This is a genomic window from Streptomyces sp. 2P-4, assembly GCF_030167965.1.
GTDB classification, from domain to species: domain Bacteria; phylum Actinomycetota; class Actinomycetes; order Streptomycetales; family Streptomycetaceae; genus Streptomyces; species Streptomyces globosus_A.
In genome coordinates, this window is record NZ_CP095011.1 from 749,461 (window position 1) to 770,699 (window position 21,239).

Annotated in this window: 11 protein-coding genes and 1 pseudogene (1 of these 12 running past the window's edge); 5 read left to right on the forward strand and 7 right to left on the reverse strand. The window is 76.3% G+C overall.

Features of this window, described 5'->3' with window-relative positions:
- Positions 1-9,105: the 5' end (the start) of a type I polyketide synthase gene (locus MUK52_RS03015; RefSeq protein WP_284574479.1), read on the reverse strand. It extends 19,506 nt beyond the left edge of the window; 9,105 of the gene's 28,611 nt are visible here — the first part of the coding sequence; its start codon is at positions 9,103-9,105; its stop codon lies beyond the left edge, outside the window.
- A gap of 161 nt (positions 9,106-9,266) precedes the next feature.
- Between MUK52_RS03015 and MUK52_RS03020 the strand changes: the two genes are divergently transcribed.
- On the forward strand, positions 9,267-9,590 hold the full coding sequence (locus MUK52_RS03020; RefSeq protein WP_114055374.1) for a chorismate mutase family protein: 324 nt from the start codon (positions 9,267-9,269) through the stop codon (positions 9,588-9,590).
- Positions 9,591-9,868: 278 nt separating this feature from the next.
- Here MUK52_RS03020 and MUK52_RS03025 read toward each other — a convergent pair whose 3' ends face one another.
- From MUK52_RS03025 to MUK52_RS03040, 4 genes are all read right to left on the reverse strand, one after another.
- Entirely contained in the window at positions 9,869-11,308 is a 1,440-nt protein-coding gene (locus MUK52_RS03025) for an aldehyde dehydrogenase family protein (RefSeq protein WP_284574481.1), read from the reverse strand.
- Between the two features lie 180 nt (positions 11,309-11,488).
- Positions 11,489-12,688, reverse strand: a complete 1,200-nt coding sequence (locus MUK52_RS03030) for a thiolase family protein (protein ID WP_114055372.1) — start codon at positions 12,686-12,688, stop codon at positions 11,489-11,491.
- Between the two features lie 160 nt (positions 12,689-12,848).
- Entirely contained in the window at positions 12,849-13,820 is a 972-nt protein-coding gene (locus MUK52_RS03035; protein ID WP_284574482.1) for a LacI family DNA-binding transcriptional regulator, read from the reverse strand.
- Positions 13,821-14,110: 290 nt separating this feature from the next.
- Positions 14,111-14,944 (reverse strand): TIGR02452 family protein, encoded by an 834-nt coding sequence (locus MUK52_RS03040; RefSeq protein WP_114055370.1) that lies wholly within the window; start codon positions 14,942-14,944, stop codon positions 14,111-14,113.
- Positions 14,945-15,075: 131 nt separating this feature from the next.
- Between MUK52_RS03040 and MUK52_RS03045 the strand changes: the two genes are divergently transcribed.
- The 4 genes from MUK52_RS03045 to egtD are packed head-to-tail and all read left to right on the forward strand — an operon-like array spanning position 15,076 to position 19,557.
- The gene (locus MUK52_RS03045; RefSeq protein ID WP_284574486.1) at positions 15,076-16,473 is read left to right on the forward strand and encodes a glutamate-cysteine ligase family protein; all 1,398 of its coding nucleotides are present in this window, start codon (positions 15,076-15,078) and stop codon (positions 16,471-16,473) included.
- Positions 16,470-17,792 carry an ergothioneine biosynthesis protein EgtB gene (gene egtB / locus MUK52_RS03050; protein ID WP_284574487.1) on the forward strand — a complete coding sequence of 441 codons (1,323 nt, stop codon included), beginning with the start codon at positions 16,470-16,472 and terminating at the stop codon, positions 17,790-17,792. The genes MUK52_RS03045 and egtB overlap by 4 nt, the downstream gene beginning before the upstream one ends.
- Positions 17,792-18,550 (forward strand): ergothioneine biosynthesis protein EgtC, encoded by a 759-nt coding sequence (egtC, locus tag MUK52_RS03055; RefSeq protein WP_284574488.1) that lies wholly within the window; start codon positions 17,792-17,794, stop codon positions 18,548-18,550. The genes egtB and egtC overlap by 1 nt, the downstream gene beginning before the upstream one ends.
- The gene (gene egtD, locus MUK52_RS03060; protein WP_284574489.1) at positions 18,547-19,557 is read left to right on the forward strand and encodes an L-histidine N(alpha)-methyltransferase; all 1,011 of its coding nucleotides are present in this window, start codon (positions 18,547-18,549) and stop codon (positions 19,555-19,557) included. The genes egtC and egtD overlap by 4 nt, the downstream gene beginning before the upstream one ends.
- Before the next feature lie 239 nt (positions 19,558-19,796).
- On the opposite strand, the pseudogene MUK52_RS03065 reads toward egtD, so the two are convergent.
- Together MUK52_RS03065 and MUK52_RS03070 are read right to left on the reverse strand one after the other, a co-directional pair.
- Positions 19,797-20,324, reverse strand: a pseudogene (locus MUK52_RS03065) (lysophospholipid acyltransferase family protein); the annotation flags it as partial.
- Positions 20,321-21,148, reverse strand: a complete 828-nt coding sequence (locus MUK52_RS03070) for a GNAT family N-acetyltransferase (RefSeq protein WP_284574490.1) — start codon at positions 21,146-21,148, stop codon at positions 20,321-20,323. The gene MUK52_RS03070 and the pseudogene MUK52_RS03065, both read right to left, overlap by 4 nt.
- Positions 21,149-21,239 lie beyond the last annotated feature (91 nt).

Here is a 21,239-nt window from a genome sequence, read left to right on the forward strand (position 1 = left end):
GGTGGCGGCGAGCGGCGAGGCCTGGCCGAGACCGGCCGCGTGGACCACACCGGTCAGCGGGTGCTCGGCGGGCACGGAGGCCAGCAGGGCGGCCAGCGCGTCCCGGTCGGCGACGTCGCAGGCGGCGACGGTGACGTCGGCGCCCAGCTGCCGGATCTCCTCCGCCAGCTCGGCGGCGCCGGGGGCCTCGGGGCCGCGCCGGCTGGTGAGGATCAGGTGGGCTGCTCCGCGTTCGGCGAGCCGGCGGGCCACCTCGGCGCCGAGCGCACCGGTGCCTCCGGTGACGAGCACCGTGCCGGTGACCTGGAAGGCCCCGTCCCTGGGGAGTTCGGCGGCGGGCCGGCGCACCAGGCGGCGGGCGTAGGCGGCGCTGCCGCGCAGGGCGAGCTGGTCCTCGGCGGCCTCGCCCGGGGTGGTGGCCAGCGCGCTGACGAGGCGCTGCACGGCGGGCGCGGAGAGGCTCTCGGGCAGGTCGACCAGGCCGTGGAAGGCCTGCGGGCGTTCCAGGGCGGCGACCCGTCCCAGGCCCCAGGCGGCGGCCTGGACGGGCCGGGTGACCGGGTCGGCGCCGCCGGTGGAGACGGCGCCCCGGGTGACCGTCCACAGCGGGGCGGTGCTGCCGGTGTCGTGCAGGGCGTGGGCGAGGGCCACCCCGAGCGCCAGGCCGGCGGGCAGACCGGTGCCCTGGAGACCGCCGCCGTCGGCGAGCGGCAGCAGGGACAGGAGGCCGTGGTGCTCCCCCGCCCCGGTGAGCCGGGCCGCGAGTTCGGCGCGGTCCAGGCAGGCGTCGTCCAGGACGAGGCGGGTGAACCGGGCGCCGTGGCCGCGCAGGGCGTCCAGCAGCTCGGCGTCCTCGATCCCGTCGGCGGTCAGGACGAGCCAGGTGCCGTCGAGGACGGGGGCGGCGCCCGCGCGGACCTGCTGCCACCGGATCCCGTAGCGGGCGGAGTCCAGCAGGGTCTGCTCGGCGTGGTGGCGCCGGTACGTCGACAGGGCGGGCAGCAGCGCGGCGAGGCCGGCGTGCTGTTCGTCGCGCAGGCCGAGGATGCCGGCCACGCCGTCGGTGTCGCCGCGCTCGACGGCGCCCCACAGGGCGGCGTCGGCGGGGCCCCCGGCCGCGGAGGCCGCCGCGGCGGTGGTCCGCTCGGGCCAGTAGCGCTCGTGCTGGAAGGCGTACGTGGGCAGTTCGACCCGGCGGGCGCCGGTCGGGGCGTGGTAGGCGGCCCATTCCACGGCGGTCCCGCGTACGTGGAGCCGGGCGAGGGCGGCGGTGACGCTCCGCTCCTCGGCGTGGCCGGCGCGCAGCAGCGGGACGCATTCGGTGTCGTCCCCGAGGACGTCCTGGGCGAGGGCGGACAGCACGCCGTCCGGGCCGAGTTCGAGGAAGGCAGTGGCCCCGGCGGCCCGGGCGGCAGCCGCTCCGTCGGCGAAGCGGACGGTGCCGCGGACGTGCTCCACCCAGTAGCCGGGGGTGCACAGCTCCTCGGCGGTGGCGATGGTGCCGGTCAGGTTGGACACCACGTCGAGGACGGGGGGACTGTACGCCAGCTGCTCGGCGACGGCGCGGAAGGCGTCGAGCACGGGTTCCATGCGGGCCGAGTGGAAGGCATGGCTGACCCGCAGCCGCTTGGTCCTGCGGCCCTGCGCGGTGAACTGCTCTGCCAGCGACAGGACGCCGGCCTCCTCCCCGGCGATGACGACCGCGCGGGGGCCGTTGACGGCGGCGACGGAGACCCCGTCGGTGAGCCGGGCGAGGACCTCGTCCTCGGCGGCCTCGAGGGAGACCATGGCACCGCCCTCGGGCAGCTCCTGCATCAGGCGGGCGCGGGCGGAGACCAGCGCGCACGCGTCGGCGAGGGTGAACACACCGGCGCAGTGCGCGGCGGCGATCTCGCCGACGGAGTGGCCGAGCAGCGGGCCGGGGCGCACGCCGAGCGAGGTGACCAGCCGGAAGAGGGCGACCTCGACGGCGAACAGGGCGGGCTGGGCGTAGCCGGTGCGGTCGAGGAGGGCCGCCTCACGGCTGCCCTCGGCGGCGAACAGCACCTCGCGCAGCGGGACGTCGTGCCCGTGGTCGCACTGGTCCAGGGCCGCCAGCACCTCGTCGAGGGCGGCGGCGAACACCGGGAAGCGGGCGTACAGCTCGCGGCCCATGCCGGCCCGCTGGGAGCCCTGCCCGGCGAAGAGGAAGCCGAGCCCGGCCGGGCCGGTCTCGCCTTCGCACAGGGCCGGGTCGGCCTCGCCGCGGGCCAGCGCGCGCAGGGCGCGCAGCAGTTCGGCGCGGCCGCCGACGGCGACGGCGCGCTGTTCGAAGGCGGACCGGGTGGTGGCGAGGGAGAGGCCGATGTCGGCCGGGTCGAGCTCGGGGTGGGCTTCTGCGTACGCGCGGAGCCGGACGGCCTGGTCGCGCAGCGCGGCCCGGGTGCGGCCGGACAGCGGCCAGGCGGTGACCTGGGTCTCCGCGCCCGCGGCGGGCGCGGGCAGGGCGGGCGCCTGCTCGATGACGACGTGGGCGTTGGTGCCGCTGATGCCGAATGAGGAGACACCGGCGCGGCGCGGCCGGCCGGTCTCGGGCCAGGCCGTCTCCTCGGCCAGCAGCTCGACGGCGCCGTCCTGCCACTCGACGTGCCGGGAGGGCTCGGCCGCGTACAGGCTGCGCGGGGCGATGCCGTGGCGCAGGGCCATGACCATCTTGATGACGCCGGCGACGCCGGCGGCGGCCTGGGTGTGGCCGATGTTGGACTTGACCGAGCCGAGCAGCAGCGGGCGCTCGGCGTCGCGGTCCCGGCCGTAGGTCGCGAGCAGCGCCTGGGCCTCGATGGGGTCGCCGAGGGTGGTGCCGGTGCCGTGTCCCTCGACGACGTCGACGTCCGCGGTGGTCAGGCCGGCGCCGGCCAGGGCCTGGCGGATGACGCGCTGCTGGGACGGCCCGTTGGGGGCGGTGAGCCCGTTGGAGGCGCCGTCCTGGTTGACGGCGGAGCCGCGGACCACGGCGAGGACGGTGTGTCCGTTGCGGCGGGCGTCGGAGAGCCGTTCCAGGACGAGGATGCCGACGCCCTCCGACCAGCCGACGCCGTCGGCGCCGTCCGAGTACGCCTTGCAGCGGCCGTCCGGGGAGAGGCCGCGCTGGCGGGAGAACTCGATGAGGGAGGTCGGGGTGGACATGACGGTGACGCCGCCCGCGAGGGCGAGCGAGCACTCGCCGGCGCGCAGGGCCTGCATGGCCCAGTGCATGGCGACGAGCGAGGAGGAGCAGGCGGTGTCCACGGTGACGGCCGGGCCTTCGAGGCCGAGGGTGTAGGACACGCGGCCGGAGGCGATGGACGGCGAGGTGCCGCTGCCCTGGTGGCCTTCGAAGCGGCTGTCGGCGAGGGTCGCGGCGTAGTCGTTGTACATGACACCGGCGAACACGCCGGTCTGTGAGCCGCGCAGCGAGAGCGGGTCGATGCCCGCACGTTCGATCGCCTCCCAGGAGGCCTCCAGCAGGAGCCGCTGCTGGGCGTCGGTGGCGAGCGCCTCGCGCGGGCTCATCCCGAAGAAGCCGGGGTCGAACTCGGCGGCCTCGTGCAGGAATCCGCCGGAGCGGGTGTAGGCGGTGCCGGGGTGGTCCGGGTCCGGGTGGTAGAGCGTGTCGAGGTCCCAGCCGCGGTCGGTGGGCAGGCCGGAGATGGCGTCGGTGCCCGCGCGGACCAGCTGCCACAGGTCGTCGGGCGAGGCGACGCCGCCCGGGTAGCGGCAGCTCATGCCGACGATGACGATCGGGTCCTCCGATGCCGCGGCGGTGCGCGGGGCGGCGGCCACGGCGGCGGCGCCCTGGTCTCCCGTGAGTTCGTCGAGGAGGTGGCCGGCGAGGGCGGTGACCGTCGGGTAGTCGAAGATCACGGTGGCGGAGGTGCGCAGTCCGGTGGTGGTGCGCAGCCGGTTGCGGAGTTCGACGGCGGTGAGCGAGTCGAAGCCGAGGTCCTGGAAGCGGCGCGCAGGGTCCACGTCCTCGGGTCCGCCGTGCCGCAGTACGGCGGCGACCTGGGCGCGGACGAGGTCGGTGACGGCCGCGGCGCGGTCCGCCCCGTCGAGGCGGGCGAGCCGCTGGACGAGTCCGGCGGCGGCCTCGGATCCGGCGACGGCGGAACGCCGGGCGGGGCCCCGGACCAGTCCGCGGAGCAGCGGCGGTACGTCGCCCAGCGCGCGCAGGACCGGCAGGTCGAGCCGGGCCGGCAGCAGGACGGGCGCGTCCACGGCGAGGGCGGCGTCGAAGAGGGCGAGTCCGTCCCGCTCGGTGAGGGCGGGGGTGCCCAGGCGGGCCAGGCGCTCCAGGTCGGCGGCGGTCATGCCGCCCGTCATGCCGGCGGTGGGGGCCCACGGGCCCCAGCCGAGCGAGAGGGCGGGCAGTCCGGCGGCGCGCCGCTGCTGCGCGAGGGCGTCGAGGAAGGCGTTCGCGGCGGCGTAGTTGCCCTGGCCGGGGGCTCCGGCGGAGCCGGAGAGGGAGGAGAACACCACGAAGGCGGCCAGGCCGGGGCAGAGTTCCGCGGTGGCCTGGTGCAGGTGCCAGACGGCGTCGGCCTTGGGCCGCAGGACGGCGCTGACGCGTTCGGGGGTGAGGGAGGTGAGCACGCCGTCGTCGAGGACCCCGGCCGTGTGCACCACGGCGGTGAGCGGGTGCGCGGCGGGGACGGCGGCGAGCAGCCGGGTGACGGCGGCCCGGTCGGTCAGGTCGCATGCCTCGACGGCGACCTGCGCGCCGAGGGCGCACAGTTCGTCGGCGAACGCGGCGGCGCCTTCGGCGGCGGGACCGCGCCGGCTCGCCAGCAGCAGGTGGCGTACGCCGCGCTCGGCGACCAGGTGGCGGGCCAGGGACCGGCCGAGGCCGCCGAGGCCGCCGGTGATCAGGACGGTGCCCTCGGGGTCGAGGACGGCCTCGGCCGGCTCCCGGCGGGCCCGGGCGAGCCGGGCGGTCAGCACGGAGCCGTCCCGGACGGCCAGCTGCGGCTCGTCACCGGCGAGGGCCTGCGGGGGTACGGGGGCGGGTGCGTCGGGGTCGAGGTCGAGCAGGCCGAACCGGCCGGGGTGCTCGGCCTGCGCGGAGCGTACGAGGCCCCAGACTGCGGCGGCCGCGAGGTCGGTGACGCCCTCGTCGTCGGACGCGGCGACGGCGCCGCACGTGACGAAGGTCAGCCGGGCGTCGGCCGTGGCGTCGTCGGCGAGCCAGTCCTGGATCTGCCGCAGGACGCGCGCGGTCAGGGCGTGCGCGGCGGCGGCCGGGTCCTCGGCGGGCGCGGCGGCGGCGGGGGCGAGGACCAGGGCGGGCGTCTCGGCGCCCGGGGCCCGCACGAGCGGGGTGCCGAGGCCGTACGGGTCCTCGCCGAGGACCGCGACGGAGGCCGGGGCCGGTGGGGCGGTGGTGCCGCGGAGCCGGGTCCAGCGCAGTTCGAACAGGGCTTCGCGGGCCAGTGCGGCGGCGGGGCTCAGGTCGGCCTCGGGCAGGGCGCGCAGGATGAGCGAGCCGACGGTGGCGACCGGCCGGCCCTCGGTGTCGGCGACGGCCAGGGTGACCGCGTCGTCACCGGCGGCGGAGAGCTTCACGCGGACGGCGGTGGCGCCGGTGGCGTGCAGGCTGACGTCCTGCCAGGCGAAGGGCAGTCCGCCGCGGCCGTGTTCGCCGAGGTCGAGGAAGGCGCAGGGATGCAGGGCGGCGTCGAGGAGGGCGGGGTGGATGCCGAACGCGTCGGCGGCGGTCCCGGTCTCGGGAAGCGCCACCTCGGCGTACACGTCGTCTCCGGCGCGCCAGGCGGCGCGCACTCCCTGGAACAGGGGCCCGTACGCGAAGCCGGTGTCGGCCATCCGCCCGTAGAACCCGTCGAGGTCCAGCGGGCGCGCGTCGGCCGGGGGCCAGGCCCCGGCCGCGAACCCGTCCCCGGCCGGGGCCTGCCGGTCCGTGGCGGCCAGCACGCCCTGGGCGTGCTGGGTCCAGGGCAGTTCGTCCGCGGCTGCCCCGTCCTGGCCGGCGTCGGGCCGGGAGTGGACGGTCAGGGTGCGGCGGCCGGTCTCGTCGGGGCTGCCGACCCACACCTGCACCTGTACGCCGCCCTCTTCGGGCAGGAGCAGGGGTGCGGCGAGGGTGAGTTCCTCGATGCGGTCGCAGCCGACCTCGTCGCCTGCCCGGACGGCCAGTTCCAGGAAGCCGGTGCCGGGCAGCAGGACGGTGCCGCGTACGGCGTGCTGGGCCAGCCAGGGGTGGGACCGGACGGAGAGCCGGCCGGTGAGCAGGAGTCCGTCGGAGTTCGCGAGGGACACGGCGGCGGCCAGCAGCGGGTGGCGGGCGGCGCCCAGGCCGGCGCCGCGCACGTCGCCGGCGTGCCGGCCGAGCGCCGTGCGGGGCCAGTAGGCGCGGTGTTCGAAGGCGTACGTGGGCAGGTCGACGGGGCGGGCCCCGGTGCCGGCGAACCAGCCGTCCCACTGGACGCGGATGCCGCGTACGTGCAGGGCGGCGAGGCCCTCGGTGAAGGTGTCGGCCTCGGGGCGGCCCGGGCGCAGCAGCGGGCTCGCGGCCAGGTCGGTGAGGCTGTCGGCACCGGGGTGGGCCTGGGCGAGGGCGGACAGCACTCCGTCGGGGCCGAGTTCGAGGAAGGCTCCGGCGCCGTGGCCGGTGAGCCAGTCGAGTGCGTCGGCGAAGCGGACGGCGTGGCGTGCGTGGTCGGCCCAGTATGCGGGGGAGGCGAGCTGCTCGGCGGTGGCGGGGACGCCGGTGAGGGTGGAGATCACCGGGATGGCGGGGGCTTGCGGGTCGAGTCCGGCGACGACGGCGCGGAACTCCTCCAGCATCGGCTCCATCAGGGACGAGTGGAAGGCGTGCGAGACGCGCAGCGGCCGCGTCTTGCGGCCCATCGCGTCGAAGTGCGCGGCGACGGCCGCGGTTTCGTCCGCGGCCCCGGCCACGACGACGGCGCGGGGTCCGTTGACGGCGGCGACGGAGACCGCGACCGCGTCGGTGAGGCGGCCGAGGACCTCCTCCTCGGTGGCCTGGACGGCGATCATGGCGCCGCCCTCCGGAAGGGCCTGCATCAGGCGGGCCCGGGCGGAGACCAGCGTGCACGCGTCGGCGAGGGTGAACACCCCGGCGACGTGGGCGGCGGCGATCTCGCCGATGGAGTGGCCGGTGAGGTAGTCCGGCGTGATTCCGAGGGACCGGACGAGCCGGAAGAGGGCGACCTCGACGGCGAACAGGGCGGGCTGGGCGTAGCCGGTGCGGTCGAGGAGGGCCGCCTCACGGCTGCCCTCGGCGGCGAACAGCACCTCGCGCAGCGGGACGTCGTGCCCGTGGTCGCACTGGTCCAGGGCCGCCAGCACCTCATCGAGGGCGGCGGCGAACACCGGGAAGCGGGCGTACAGCTCGCGGCCCATGCCGGCCCGCTGGGAGCCCTGCCCGGCGAAGAGGAAGCCGAGCCTGGTGCGCCCCTGGACGGCGCCCCGCACGGCGGTGCCGTCCTCACCGTCCGCGAGGGCGGTGAGCGCGGCCTGCACCCCGGCGCGGTCGGCGGCCGTGATCACGGCGCGGTGCTCCAGACCGGCGCGGGTGGTGGCGAGGGAGTATGCGAGGTCGGTGTCGGAGTGCTGCGGGTCCGCGGCCAGGAACTCCAGCAGCCGGGCGGCCTGGCCGCGCAGGGCCGCCGGGGTCCGGCCGGACACCAGCCACGGCAGCGTGCCCGGCGTGGCGGGCCGGGTGGTCTGCGGCTCGGCCGCGTCGGCGTCCGTGTCCTCGGGGGCCTGCTCGATGATGGCGTGCGCGTTCGTGCCGCTGAGGCCGAAGGAGGAGACGCCGGCCCGGCGCGGTTCCTCGCGCCGGGGCCAGGGGGTGGGCTCGGTGAGCAGGCGTACGGCGCCGGCCGACCAGTCCACGTGGGTGGACGGCTGGTCCACGTGCAGGGTCCGGGGCAGCAGCCCGTGCCGCAGGGCGAGCACCATCTTGATGACGCCGGCCACACCGGCCGCGGCCTGGGTGTGGCTGATGTTGGACTTCACGGAGCCGAGGAGCAGCGGCCGGTCCTGGGAGCGGTTCTGCCCGTAGGTGGCGAGGAGCGCCTGAGCCTCGACCGGGTCGCCGAGGGTGGTGCCGGTGCCGTGGGCCTCGACCACGTCCACCTGGTCGGCGGAGAGCCGGGCGCCGCGCAGCGCCTGTTCGATGACCCGCTGCTGGGAGGGGCCGTTGGGGGCGGTCAGGCCGTTGCTCGCGCCGTCCTGGTTGACGGCGGTGCCGCGGACGACGGCCAGCACGCGGTGCCCGTTGCGGCGGGCGTCCGAGAGCCGCTCCAGGACGAGTACGCCGACGCCCTCGGCCCAGCCGGTGCCGCTTGCGGAGTCGGCGAAGGAGCGGCAGAGGCCGTCCGCGGCCAGGCCGCCCTGCCGGGCGAACTCGACGAAGGTGGTGGGGCTGGACATGACGGTGACGCCCGCGGCGAGCGCGAGTTCGGACTCCCCGGAGCGCAGCGACTGCGCGGCCAGGTGCAGGGCGACGAGGGAGGAGGAGCAGGCGGTGTCGACCGTCACGGCGGGGCCGACCGTGCCGAGGACGTAGGCCAGGCGGCCGGAGATGATGCTGGTCGCGTTGCCGGTCAGGACGAAGCCCTGGACGTCGTCGTCGGGCCCGGTGCGGTACTCCTGCGGCATCGCGCCGACGAACATGCCGGTCCGGGTGGAGCGCAGCGCGAGCGGGTCGATGCCGGCCCGCTCGAAGGCCTCCCAGGACGCCTCCAGCAGCACCCGCTGCTGCGGGTCCATGGACAGGGCCTCGCGGGGCGAGATGCCGAAGAAGGCCGAGTCGAAGTCGGCGGCGCCGCGGAGGAATCCGCCGCGGATGTCGGTGGGCCCGTCGGCGGGGTCGAGTTCCCACCCGCGGTCGGAGGGCAGGCCGGTGATGCCGTCCCGCTCCTCCACGAGCATGGTCCACAGTTCTTCGGGGGAGGCCACCCCGCCGGGGTAGCGGCAGCTCATGCCGACGATGGCGATCGGCTCGGTGGCGGCCGCCTCCAGCTCGTGCACCCGCTGCCTCGAGCGCTGCAGGTCCGCGCCGGCCCGCTTGAGGTAGTCCCGGAGTTTCTGCTCGTTGCCCATATCCACTCAACCCATCTGAAAGACCGGCGGACGGCAGGGGATCGGCGCGTCAGATCGCGCATACCTGCAGACCAGCGGCAAGTCTCCGATCCGCCCCGCCAGGAAAACCCCTAGTCATGGACTAGGGGTTTGCGCAGCCGCCGGAGGGCAGGATCGGCGGCATGTCCGAAACCGTGGGGAACGGCTCCGCGCCCGCCCGACTCGCCGGACTCCGCGAGCTCGCGGAGGTGTACGAGCCCGGCGGGCCGTCCGAGCCGGACGAGCTCGACCGGCTCGACGAACAGCTCATCGCCTTGGTGCTGCTGCGGGTGCGGGAGGCCCGTGGGCGCCAGCTGGACCGGCGTGCGTCGGGCCTTCCCGTGTCACCGCTCGCCCGGGAGAACGCGATGCTGCGCCGGTACGGGCAGGCCCTGGGCCGCGAGGGCACCGCCATCGCCCTGGCCGTCCTCGCACTGTCGCGGCAGCAGCGGCCTCCCGGCCGGTGACGGCCCTCGCCCTGTGCCGGCAGGCGGGCTTCGGGCTGTGGTCGGAAATCGTGTCCGTCCGTCCCGGACGCGCTGGGACGGGGACATGAACAGCGGTCCGCTCCTCGGCGATCGGCCGCCGAATCAGGCGCAGCCGACGGCGCCCGCGCTACGTCCGGCTGTCTGGCACCGGCCGCGCGTCGCCCCCGTACGCGCGGTCGTACCCGCCGGGGCCGGCCCGCGCACGACGGACCGCCCCGGCGCCCGGGGGATTCCGCACGGCCGGCGCGAGGCCCTCCCTAGAACGGGTGTCCGGCGGGCGCGGACCGCAGGGTGGTCCAGCGCAGCTCGGTGAAGGCGTCCAGGTTGGCCTCGCCGCCGAAGCGGACGCCGGTGCCGGAGGCGCCGACCCCGCCGAACGGGGCCACCGCCTCGTCGTTGACGGTCTGGTCGTTGACGTGCGCGATGCCGGTCGGGATCCGCCCCGCGAGCTCCAGCCCGCGCGCCGCGTCCCGGGTGACGATGCCGAGGGACAGCCCGTACGGGCCCTGCGAGGCCAGCGCCACGGCCTCGTCCTCGGTGGTGAACGACCTCACCGGTGCCACCGGCCCGAACACCTCCTCCGCATACGCGGGGGTGTCGTCGTCGACCCCGGCCAGCACGGTGGGCCGGTAGAACAGTTCCCGGTGCGTGCCTCCGGCGACGAGCTTGGCGCCCTGCCCGGTGCTGGCCTCGACCAGCGCGTGGACGCGGTCGAGCTGGGTCCGGTCGATGAGCGGCCCGAGGTGGACCTGCTCCCGGTACGGGTCGCCCACCGCGAGCGCCTCGGCCTTCGCGGCGAGCCGCTCCACGTACTCGTCGTACAGGGAGGCGTGGACGAGGTGCCGGCCGGCGGTCATGCAGATCTGGCCCTGATGGAAGAACGAGCCCCAGGAGGCCTGCGCGACGGCGGCTTCGACGTCGGCGTCGCGCAGCACGACGAGCGCCGAGTTGCCGCCCAGCTCCAGGTGCATCCGCTTCAGGTGGCGGCCGCCCAGTTCGCCGACGGCCCGGCCGGAGGCGGTCGACCCCGTGAACGACACCACCCGCACCAGCGGGTCGGCGACGACGGCCGCCCCGGTGTCGGCTCCGCCGGGCAGCACCTGGAGCAGGCCGGCGGGCAGTCCCGCCGCCGCGAACACGGCGGCCAGGGCGAGCCCGCCGCATACGGCGGTGCGGCGGTCCGGCTTGAGCAGGACGGCGTTGCCCAGGGCGAGCGCCGGGGCCACCGAGCGGATCGACAGGATCAGCGGGGCGTTGAACGGGGCGACCACACCCACCACGCCGGCCGGGACCCGGCGGGTGAAGGACAGCCGGGGCGCCTCGCTCGGCAGGACCTGCCCGGCGGGACGCGACGCCAGCGCGGCGGCCTCGTGGCACTCCTGGGAGGCGACGTGCAGCTCGAAGTCGGCCTTGCCGGGTATGGAGCCGGACTCCCGCACCAGCCACTCGCGCAGTTCGTCGGCGTGGGCGGCGAACAGCTCCCCGGCCCGGCGCAGGACGGCGGCGCGCTCGACGTGCGTGGCCGTCGCCCACTCCTGCTGGGCGGCCCGGGCGCGTACGGCGGCCCCGGCCACGTCGGCGGGGGCGGCCAGGCGGAAGGAGGCCAGGGTGTGGCCGGTGGCGGGCTCGACGACCGGCGCGGTACCGCCGGTGAGGGTCGGTCCGTCCTGCCGGAGGGTCGGGTCGAGGAGCGGCATGGCGCGGGCCTCCGAAGGGGGTTCGGCGGAGCGGGGGGGGCGGCGGCACGCGCCATCGTGCCAGACGGGAAGGCCCAGTTCTGTCGGGTTCTCGGGCAGTTGACGTCCCTCCCTGACCGGAAACGATCGCCCCGGTCACCCCGGGTCGCCCCGGTTGCCCCGCCGCCCCGCCGCTCGGGTTCAGCGCTCCAGGACGAGCGCGATGCCCTGCCCGACTCCGATGCACAGCGACGCCACGCCCTTGCCCGACCCGGCGGCCGCGAGCCGGTGGGCGACCGCGCCCGCCAGCCGGGCCCCGGAGGCGCCGAGCGGGTGCCCGATCGCGATGGCCCCGCCGCGCGGGTTGACGACCGCCGGGTCCAGCTCGGGCCAGGACGCCAGGCAGCCGAGCGCCTGGGCCGCGAAGGCCTCGTTCAGCTCCATGACGGCCAGGTCGGCGAAGCCCGTACCGGCCTTCTCCAGGGCCCGCTGCACCGCCTCCACCGGGCCGAGCCCGAACAGCTGCGGCTCGATGCCGGTGACCGCGGACGCGCTGATCCGGGCCAGCGGCTCGCGCCCGGTGGCGCGCAGCCCCGCCTCGTCGGTCAGCAGCAGTGCGGCCGCGCCGTCGTTCAGCGGAGAGGCGTTCCCGGCGGTGACCGTCCCGGTCCCGTCCGTGCGGAAGACCGGCTTCAGCCTGGCCAGTGCCTCCATGGTGGAGCCCTCGCGGACGGACTCGTCGCGGTCCAGCTCCACGCCGGGGAACGGCACGACCTCGTCGGCGTACAGCCCGGCCTGCCAGGCGGCTGCCGCCTTGCGGTGGCTCTCCAGCGCGAACGCGTCCTGCTCCTCGCGCGTGATGCCGTGCTTCTCCGCGACGAGCTCCGCTCCCTCGCCGAGGGACACCGTCCACTCCTGCGGCATCCGCGGGTTCGTCATCCGCCAGCCGAGCGCCGTCGACCACATCTGCTGGTGCGTGGCCGGGTAGGCCCGCTCCGGCTTCTGCACCACCCAGGGGGCCCGCGTCATCGACTCGACGCCGCCCGCGATGGCGACGGAGGAGTCGCCGAGCGCGATGGAGCGCGCCGCCTGGACGACCGCTTCGAGTCCGGAGCCGCACAGCCTGTTCACCGTCACACCGGGCACCGTCACGGGCAGGCCCGCGAGGAGGACCGCCATGCGGGCCACGTCGCGGTTGTCCTCGCCGGCGCCGTTCGCGTCGCCGAAGACGACATCGTCGATCCGGGCCGGGTCGAGGCCGGGCGTCCGGTCCACCAGCGCGCGCACGACGTGCGCGGCGAGGTCGTCCGGCCGGACCCCCGCGAAGGCGCCGCCGAACTTGCCGACGGGGGTGCGGACGGCGTCGACGACGTACACGTCGCGGACGGTGCGGATGCTCATGGCGTCTCTCCTGGGCGGATCCGTACGGGCGGCGCCGCCAGGGTGCCGCCGTCGGCACCCGTACGACGCCGGGCGCGCCCGGTGGGGCGCGCCCGCAGTCTCCGTCCGCCGGTCACCGCCTGTCAACGGCCTCCCGGAGCGCACCGGACCGGGCCGCCGGTCACGTGGACTCCCGGCGGACGGCCTCGGCCGCCGCAGGACCGTACCGCTCCGCCGTCCGGGCCGGCTCGCGCACGGCCCGGTCCACCAGTTCGGCGAGCCGCTCCCCGGTCGGCATCCCGAACCGCACCGTGCTCAGCCGGGGCCGCAGGAGCCGGCCGAGGAGCAGGTCGTCCGCGCCGATCACGGCGACGTCCGCGGGGACGCGCAGCCCCGCGTCGTGGAGTGCGGCCATCAGCAGCAGCGCGTACTCGTCGTTGTACGCGAACACCGCGTCGAGCCCGCCGGACCGCCAGCCGGCGGCGAGCGCCGCCGCCGACTCCTCCGTACAGGCCATGGGCAGGGCCGCGACCCCGGCTCCGCCGGCGGCGCGCACGGCGCGGCGGACGCCTTCCAGGCGCGGCCCGGAGAACGGCTCCAGCCCGCCCTCCGCCGGGACGACCACCCCGATACGGCGCCGCCCCCGCTCCAGCAGGTGCGCCGCGGCCCGCGCACCGAGCTGGGCCTGGTCGAGGACGAGGGCGTGCGCCCCCGGCACCGGGGCAGGCCCGACGGTGACGACCGCCCGGGCCCCCGCCCGCTTCAGCGTCTCCACGTTGTGCTCCGAAAGGACGACCCCGCCGACGGAGATCACCGCGACGGGCCGCAGCTCGGCCCAGGCCCGGGCCGCCTCGTCGCCGCTGAGCCCGGGGCTCCCGTACTGGACGACGGTGTAGTCCATGCGGTGCAGGGCGGTCTGGAGCTCGCCGAGGAACGAGCCGTACGGCGGCCCGACGTGAACGTGCCACCCGGCGAGCAGCACGATCCGGGTGTGCCCGGCCCGCAGGCTGCGCGCGGCTGCGTGCGGAACGTAGCCGAGCTCCTCGGCCGCCTGCCGCACCTTGAGCCGGGTCGGCTCGCTGATCCGCACGGAGGCGGCGTTGTTCAGCACGTACGACACGGTGGCCCGCGACACCCCGGCGAGCCGGGCCACGTCGGCACTGGTGGGTATGGCCGGGGTGGGTGGCACGGGGGCGGGAGGCGCGGGCGTCCTCGGCGCGGGTAACGCGGGCGGCGCCGGCGCCGCGGGTGCCGTGGGTCCCGTGGATGGCGTGGGTGCCGTGGATGCCGTGCGCGGCTTCGATGACTGTGACATTGCCGTCGCATCCTTGCAGACCCGCAGGTGCCGTCGGGTGCCGCTTGGCCGGATTGAACCGGCAGTCGGGGCAGGCGCGACACCGGCACTCCGGAGAAGGCGCCCGGCCCTCGGGCAGGGCCGCCCGACTACCGGCCGTTACCGCCGAACGCCCGCTCGAACGCCTGCCGCGGCTCCGGGTTCCGATCCAGGATGCCGAACACCACCCGCTCGAACACCCCCGCGAACCGGCCCGCGAGCAGTGCGCGGAAGGCTTCCGCGACCTCCGCCGGGTCGTTGCGGAACACCCCGCACCCCCAGGCCCCCAGCACCAGCCGGGGGTAGCCGTGCAGGGCGGCCGCCTCCAGGACGCGTTCCGCGCGGCGGGCCAGGGCGGCCGGGATCTCCGCGGCGCGCTCGGGCTCCTGGCGGCGGATGGTGCCCGCGTTGGGGGCGGGCGAGGTGAGGAAGCCGACGCGGAAGGGGGTGTCGAGCAGTTCGCCGCGGTCGTCGCGGAAGACGGGCACGCCGGGCGAGTGGATCACCCGGTCGGTGTAGAAGGTGCTGCGCCCCGCGCGGTGCACCTCGTAGTACTCGGGGGCCATGAGCAGCGTCTCGTAGAGGGCGGAGGCACGGCAGAGGGCCTCCTCCTGCGCCTTCGCGCCGCGGAGGTAGCCGCCGCCGGGGTTGCGGGCCGAGGCGAAGTTCAGCACCGCCGCGGCGCGCGGCCCGTCCTCCACCGCCGCGAGCCTGCGGGCCGCCGCCGTGCTGCTTTCGGCCGTCACCTCGATGGCGGTGTCATGGGCCATGGCCGAAATCCGCTCGTCTGGAATGATGCGGTTTGGTCCATATAGTCTGGTTCCCGCCTTGGACTCCTCCAGGGCGGCGGCCAGGGAGACAAGCCGCCCCGACCGCGTCCGGTACCCGCCGGCCGCAAGGATGGTCGCGTTCTCACGCGCGATCTCGCGCAGTCTGCTGCTCACGCCGCCATCATCGAGGGCGGCGCAGCCCCCCGGCCAACGAATTGACGGCAACGCGGCGCGAATCTGCCCTTCGATCCCGTGAAGGACGGGTAGGCATGGTCAAGTCAACGGTCCAGGACAGGAGATCGGCCATGCACCAGGACTCGACCGACCCTTCTGCCGCCCGGCCACCGGGCGGCCCCGACCCCGCTCCCTCCCCCATCACGGAAGAAGGAGCCGAGGACCTCGTCCGCGGCATCTGCTTCAAGACCGGCCCGCCCCGCGTCCTCGGCGCCGAACTCGAATGGCTCGTCGTGGACGCCGAGCGCCCCGGCGAGCTCGTGCCCCCCGAACGGCTGAACGCCGCGCACGACGCGGCTCGCACCCTCCCCCTGCGGTCCGGCTTCAGCATCGAGCCCGGCGGCCAGATGGAGCTCAGCTCCGCCCCGGCCTCGTCGCTCACCGAGTGCCTCGACGGCCTGCGGGCCGACCTCGCCGCCGTCCGCTCGGCGCTGGGCTCCATGGGGCTGGGCCTGCAGGGCTCGGGCTGCGACCCGCGGGGCGCCGTGCCGCGCCTGGTGGCAAGCCCGCGCTACGACGCGATGGAGAGCTACCTCGACCGCTCCGGCCCCGGAGGGCGCGCCATGATGCGGGCGTCCGCTTCCGTACAGGTCTGCGTGGACGCCGGGTTCGAGGAGCCGGGCCCCTTCGGGCACGGCCGGCGCTGGCGGATGGCGCATCTGCTGGGCGCGGTGTTCGTGTCCGCGTTCGCCAACTCGCCCGGGTCCTCGGGCCGCTACGCGGGCTGGCGGTGTGCCCGGCAGGGCATCTGGGGCGATCTGGACGCCCGCCGCACGCTCGCCCCGCCCCTGGACGCCGAGCCGCGGGCGGCGTGGGCCGGCCACGCTCTGGACACCGAGGTGATGTGCGTACGGTCGCACGGCGGCGGGCGCAGTGCGTGGGCGGTGCCCCGCGGGGTGACGTTCCGCGACTGGCTGCGCGCCGCGGCCGCCCCGGACGGCCGGGGCAGCGGGGGCGCCGGCGACGGCGGTGGCCCCGCGGGGCCCGCCGCGACGCTGCGGCCGCCCACCGCGGAGGACCTGGAGTACCACCTGACCACGCTGTTCCCGCCGGTGCGCCCGCGCGGGCACCTGGAGCTGCGGATGATCGACGCGCAGCCCGGCGACGACGGCTGGCTGGTGCCGGTCGCGGTGGTGCACGCCCTGTTCGACGATCCGGAGGCCTCGGAGACGGCGTACCGGGTGGCGAAGGGGCTGGCCGACGGGTACGGGCCGGAGGCCGCGCCGCGCAACCGGCTGTGGCGGTCCGCGGCCCGGTTCGGGCCGGCCGATCCGGAGCTGCGGGCCGCGGCGGCGGTGTGCTTCCGGGCAGCGGTGGAGGCACTGCCGCGGCTCGGGGCGGCCACGTACGTGGTGGACGCGGTGGGCGGTTTCGCCGACCGGTACGTGCGGCGCGGGCGCTGTCCCGCGGACGACCGGCCGCCGGGCCCGGAGGCGGGCGCGGCCGCCGGGACGGGGGTGGCGCGGTGACGGCGGAGTCGTACGCTCCCGGCTCGTCGGAGGAGGTGCGGGCGCGGGCGGTGCGGGCCCTGGCGGCGGCGCGGGCGCGGACGGCCCTGCTGACGGACGCGGTGTCGGACCGGGACCTGACTGCCCAGCACTCGCCGCTGATGTCGCCCCTGGTGTGGGACCTGGCGCACATCGGGAACATGGAGGAGCTGTGGCTGCTGCGCAACGTGGGCGGCCGTGAGGCGATGCATCCGGAGATCGACCCGCTGTACGACGCGTTCGAGCATCCGCGGGCGGAGCGGCCGAAGCTGCCGCTGCTGGGGCCTGCGGAGGCCCGCCGGTACGCGGCGGAGGTCCGCGGGCGGGTCTTCGACCTGTTGGAGGGCGCCCCGTTGGAGGGGTCGGCGCTTCTCGACGGCGGCTACGTGTTCGGGATGATCGCGCAGCACGAGCAGCAGCACGACGAGACGATGCTGATCACGCACCAGCTGCGGCGCGGGGAGGCGGTGCTGGCGGCGCCGGACCCGGATCCGCCGGCGGGCCCGCCGCCCGCGGCGGCGGAGGTGCTGGTTCCGGGCGGGCCGTTCACGATGGGCACGTCGGCGGAGCCGTGGTCTCTGGACAACGAGCGGCCGGCGCACGTCCGGGAGACCGCGGCGTTCTGGATCGACACGGTGCCGGTGACGAACGCGGCGTACCGGGCGTTCATCGAGGACGGCGGCTATGGGGACGAGCGCTGGTGGGCTCCGGAGGGCTGGGAGCAGATCCGGCGGCACGCCATCGGCGCGCCGCTGTTCTGGCGCCGGGAGGCGGGCCAGTGGCTGCGGCGCCGGTTCGGTGTGACGGAGCCGGTGCCGGACGCGGAGCCCGTGCTGCACGTCAGCTGGTACGAGGCGGACGCGTACGCCCGCTGGGCGGGGCGGCGGCTGCCGACGGAGGCGGAGTGGGAGAAGGCCGCCCGCCACGATCCGGCGACGGGCCGCTCCAGGCGCTACCCGTGGGGTGACGAGGACCCGACGGAGGTGCACGCCAACCTGGGCCAGCGGCACCTGCGGCCGGCTCCGGCGGGCAGCTACCCGGCGGGGGCGTCGCCGCTGGGGGTGCGGCAGCTGATCGGCGACGTGTGGGAGTGGACGTCGTCGGACTTCCTGCCGTACCCGGGGTTCCGGGCGTTCCCGTACCGGGAGTACTCGGAGGTGTTCTTCGGCCCGGAGCACAAGGTGCTGCGGGGCGGTTCCTTCGCGGTGGACCCGGTGGCCTGCCGGGGCACGTTCCGCAACTGGGACCTGCCGGTGCGCCGGCAGATCTTCTCCGGGTTCCGGACGGCGAGGGATGCCTGATGTGCCGCCATATCGCGTATCTGGGGCCGCGGACGGCCCTGGGCCGGGTGTTCAGCGACCCGGAGCATTCGCTCGTGGTGCAGTCGTGGCGGCCGCGAAGGCAGCGGCACGGGACGGTCAACGCCGACGGGTTCGGGGTGGGCTGGTACGCGGAGGGGGACCCGGCGCCGGCCCGGTACCGGCGGGCGGGCCCGATCTGGGGCGACCTGACCTTCGCCGACCTGGCCAGGGTCGTCCGGGCGGAGGCCGCGCTGGCCGCCGTACGGGACGCGACCCTGGCGGGGGCGGAGGGGGAGGCGGCGGCCGCGCCGTTCACGGCGGGCCCGTGGCTGTTCAGCCACAACGGGGCGGTGCGGGGCTGGCCGCTGTCGGTGGCTGGGCTCGCCGCCGAACTGCCGCCGTCCCGGCTGCTGTCGCTGCCCGCGGCGACCGACTCCGCGCTGGTGTGGGCGCTCGTGCTGCACCGGCTGCAGCGCGGAGACGACCTGGGGACGGCACTCGCGGAGCCGGTGCGGGAGGTGGCGGGGGCCGCGCCGGGCTCCCGCCTGAACCTGCTGCTGACCGACGGCACGTCGATCGCCGCGACCGCCTGGGGGGATTCGCTGTGGTATCTGGCCGATCCGCCCGCGGGCCGCGTGGTGGTGGCGTCGGAGCCGTACGACGACGACACCCGCTGGTGCGAGGTGCCCGACCGGACCCTGTTGACCGCCCACCGTACGGGGGTCGCGCTGACCCCGCTCAAGGAGACCGTCCAGTGAGCAGTAGTGACTTCCAGTTGACCCGGACCCTCGACGAGAACGCCGCGGAGGCGGCGCTCCGCGCGGACGTGCTGCACGGGCTCGCGCAGTCGCCGAAGGCGCTGCCGCCCAAGTGGTTCTACGATGCCCGCGGCAGCGCGCTGTTCGAGGAGATCACCCGCCTGCCCGAGTACTACCCGACGCGCGCCGAGGCGGAGATCCTGCGCGAGCGGGCGGCGGAGATCGCGGACGCGAGCGGGGCCCGGACCCTGGTGGAGCTGGGTTCGGGGTCCTCGGAGAAGACCCGGCACCTGATCGGGGCGATGCCCGCCCTGGAGGCGTACGTGCCGGTGGACGTGAGCGAGAGCGCCCTGGAGGGTGCGGCCCGGACGCTGTTGGACGAGCATCCGGGACTGCGGGTGCACGCGCTGGTGGCGGATTTCACGAAGCCGCTGCGGCTGCCGGAGTCGCCTGGTCCGCGGCTGGTGGCCTTCCTCGGGGGGACGATCGGCAACCTGTTGCCGGCGGAGCGGGCGCGGTTCCTGGCGTCGGTGCGGGCGGTGCTGGAGCCGGGGGACGCGCTGCTGATGGGGACGGACCTCGTGAAGGGCGAGGACGTGCTGGTGGCGGCGTACGACGACGCTCAGGGGGTGACGGCCGAGTTCAACCGGAACGTGCTGGCGGTGGTCAACCGGGAGTTGGACGCGGACTTCCCGCTCGGCGAGTTCGAGCACGTCGCGGTGTGGAACCGGGAGGAGGAGTGGGTCGAGATGCGGCTGCGGGCCCGGTCGGATCTGGTGGTGAAGGTCCGGTCGCTGGACATGCTGGTGCCGTTCGCGGCGGGTGAGGAGATCCTGACGGAGGTGTCGGCGAAGTTCCGCCGGGAGGGTGTGCGGCGGGAGCTGACGGCCGCCGGGCTGGAGCCGGCCCGCTGGTGGACGGACGCCGGGGGCCGGTTCGCGCTGTCGCTGTCGGTGGCGGTGGGAGCCGCGGGCGCCGCCGCGGCGGGGGGCCGTACGGCGTCCTGAGCTGCGGCGGCGAGGTCCCGCCGGTCGGTGTGCCGGTCCGGCGGGATCTCCGGCAGCAGCCGGATCTCGGCCGTGATGCCGTGTGCGCGGGCCGTCCGCCACAGTGAGGCGGTGAGCGGGTCGTCGCCGACGAAGGCGCAGGCCCCGGCGGTGCTGCCGTCGGGGAGCAGGTAGGCGAGGCGGACGGGCTGTACGGGGACGCCGGCGTCGAGGGCGGCCTGGAAGGCGGCCCTGCGGAAGGTGCCTCCGGCGCGCCCGCACCAGGTGCTTCCCTCGGGGAAGACGGTGACGCGGTCGCCGGCGCGGAGGGCGCGGGCGAGTGCGGCAACGGTGTCGGGGAGGGCGCGGATCCGGTCGCGTTCGATGAAGAGGGTTCCGGCGCCGGCGGCGATCCGGCCGAGTACGGGCCAGCCGCGGATGTCGCTCTTGGCGAGTGTGCGGCCGGGCAGGGCCGCGGCCACGAGGGGGATGTCGAGCCAGGAGACGTGGTTGGGGGTGATGAGGCACGCGCCGTCGGGGCCGGGTGTGCCGTGGACGCGTACACGCAGGCCGAAGGCCCGCAGGAAGGCGGTCGACCAGGCGCGGGCCAGGGCGTGGCGGGGCCTGCGGGGCAGCAGCCGGACAGGCGGTGCGGCGCCGACCGCGACGAGGAGCAGGGCGAGGGCGGCGGCGAGCCGCAGCAGGGCGCGCGGGATGCCTGCGGCGGGCCCGCCGTGGCGTGCGCAGGCCGGCGGTGTGCAGGGCGAGGCGGGCAGCCAGGCGTTCATGCCGAGGGGGCGAGCGAGAGGAAGTGCCGGAGGTAGCGGGGGTTGGTGCGCCGCAGGGAGAGCAGGACGTACAGGTCGGCGCAGCCGAACGCGGCGTCGAGGGCGGGTTCGCCGCAGACCCAGGCGCCCAGGCGCAGGTAGCCGCGCAGCAGCGGCGGCAGCGGCGTGCGGTCGGGGAACGCCGTGCCGGAGGGGTTCCAGGGGTGGCGGGGGGTGACGCGGTACTCGGCGGGGGCGAGGTTGCGGGGCAGGACGTTCTCGCGGGTGGCGGCGGCGAGTACGCCGCCGTCGGAGAGCGGTATGGAGCAGCAGCCGGCGATCCAGTTGTGGCCGCAGCGGTCCATGTAGCGGGCGAGCCCCGCCCAGATCAGGCCGATGGCGGCGCCGTTGCGGTGGTCGGGGTGGACGCAGGAGCGGCCGGCCTCGACGAGGTCGGGGCGGATGGGGGCGAGGGCCGAGAGGTCGAACTCGCTTTCGGAGTAGAGGCGTCCGGCGACGGCGGCGCGTTCGGGGGGCAGCAGCCGGTAGGTGGCGACGACCTGTCCGGTCTCCTCCTCCACGACGACGAGGTGGTCGCAGTAGGCGTCGAAGGCGTCGGAGTCGATGCCGGGCTCGGGTCCGTCGAGTCGGGCGCCGAGCTCTCCGGCGAAGACGTCGTGGCGCAGCCGCTGGGCCGCGCGCACCTCGTCCTCGTCGCGGGCGAGGCGTACCGCGTACCGGGGGGCGGGGGCGGCGGCCGGGGCGGTGCCGCGGACGGCGGCGGGCCTGCGGGAGGAGGCAGGGGCTGCGGGGGCGGCGCTCGGGGACAGGGGGGCGATGGTCATGGCGGCTCCAGGTCCGGGCACGGAGCGCGGGCCGCAGGCGTGGCGACCCGGCTCCTCTACTTCTTCCGTGGCCGGCTGGATTCGGCGTGAC